We start from the raw sequence: 1,277 nt of genomic DNA, 5'->3' as shown, positions 1-1,277 counted from the left end.
GTCAGGTTCACGCCCGCCAGCTGCTGGCCCTCGGCCAGCGTCACCGGCGTCGAGGCGATGCTCCACGCCGCCTTGCTGGCGCGGATCGTGTAGTTGCCGGCGTACAGGCCGGGCAGGCTGTAGTTGCCCGCCGCATCGGTGTACGTCGAGCCGCCGTTGGGGATCGCCTCGACCAGCACGCCCGAATCGTCGGACGAGCCGGCCAGGTCGACCCGGCCGCTCACGCTGCAGCCGCCGAACTCCGGCGTCAGCAGCCACTGCACGGCGTTCTCCAGGAGGTTCGCCGCGCAGCCGGCCTCGAGGGCCGCGTAGTTGAAGGTGAAGAACACGATCTGCCCGCCCGCCGGCGCGGGGTTCGGGTCGTAGCAGATCACGCTGGCGTCGGTCGGGTAGGTCGACCACGTGCCCACCATCACGGCGTCGGCCAGGGGCGTCATCGCGTCCTGGTCGCCGTAGCCGCTGTAGGTGATCGCGTTGCCGCCGCCGATGACGTTCGGCACCGACATCACGTAGTGCGTCGGGGCCGCGACTTCCAGCGTGCCGCTCTGGTCGGAGTTCCAGTCGTTGGTGTGCATGACCGTCGAGGCGAAGGCCCCGGTGCTGTAGTGGTCGTAGCCCACCTCGCCGCCCTCGAGCAGCAGGTGGCCGCCGGCGGTCACGTAGTTGATCATCGCCGTTCGGAAGGCGGCGTCGTCCAGCGTCGTGACGTTGGCGCCGCTGGAGACCAGCAGCAGGTCGTACAGCGACCAGTCCGCGGGCACGGTCGTGCCCATCGTCTGCACGGTCACGCCGTAGCCCAGGAACTCGAGGTCGTTGACCAGGTTGGTCACGGCCTTGTCCTCCTCGGTGGCGTAACCGGCGGAGATCAGCTGGCCCTTCTCGTCGAACTTGTCGGCCGCGAAGCCGGCCTTGGCGTTGTCGTCGATGACCAGGATGTCGCCGTTGGTCGGGTCGAGCACGAAGTCCTTCTCGACGACCGGCTCGTTGATCTCGATGGCGATCGTCACCGGCACGTGGTGCGAAGCGCGCACCACCACGTTGTACGTGAAGTACGGCAGCGCCGAGGTCGTGAACACGCCCGAGGCGTCGCTCGTCGTCTCGGTGTACAGGGCGCTGTTGTCGCTGCGGTACACGCGCACGATCCCCTGCAGGGGTTCGGCGGTCACGGAGTCGGTGATCAGGCCCGTCAGCACGCCCGAGGGCGCCGCGACCATCGCGACGTCGAACGTGTTGGGACCGTAGTTCAGGAACATCGCCTGCTCGAAGTGCAGGTAGCC

Annotated in this window: 1 protein-coding gene; it reads right to left on the bottom strand. The window is 68.2% G+C overall.

Translation table 11 applies throughout. The annotated features are described in order from the left end of the window. A partial coding sequence (locus Q7W29_10000; protein ID MDO9172152.1) for a carboxypeptidase-like regulatory domain-containing protein occupies window positions 1-1,277 on the bottom strand: 1,277 nt, incomplete at both ends.

The organism is bacterium, from assembly GCA_030654305.1.
In the GTDB taxonomy this organism is placed as follows: Bacteria; Krumholzibacteriota; Krumholzibacteriia; order LZORAL124-64-63; family LZORAL124-64-63; genus PNOJ01.
Note: the sequence above shows the minus strand (reverse complement) of the source record. Positions and strands in the feature narration are given on the sequence as shown.